This window comes from Streptomyces pseudogriseolus, assembly GCA_002154585.1.
GTDB classification, from domain to species: domain Bacteria; phylum Actinomycetota; class Actinomycetes; order Streptomycetales; family Streptomycetaceae; genus Streptomyces; species Streptomyces pseudogriseolus.
In genome coordinates, this window is sequence record MUNG01000627.1 from 371 (window position 1) to 648 (window position 278).

Sequence of the window (278 nt, forward strand, 5' to 3'; positions counted from 1 at the left end):
GACGTCCGGGTCGAGCAGCAGGTCGAGCGCGATCCGCTGCTCGGCGCTGCGGCCCTTGATGCCGAACGCCTCCCGGTCGCCGCGCACCAGGCGGACGTTGCCCTCGGGGGTGACCCGGCCGAGCGCCTTGCCGCGCTCGGACTGGATGGTCAGGCCGGTGTGCACGGGCAGGCCGGCCGCCTCGGGCACGTACACGTGGCCTTCCTCGAAGAGGACGTCCACCTGCTCGCCGGGCAGGGTCAGTTCGGACATGCCGGTCCAGCCGGAGGAGTCCGTGA

At 73.0% G+C, this 278-nt stretch carries 1 pseudogene; it reads right to left on the minus strand.

Annotation, left to right across the window (positions count from 1 at the left end):
- A pseudogene (locus CCN29_RS36640) lies at positions 1-278 on the minus strand (PhoH family protein); the annotation flags it as partial.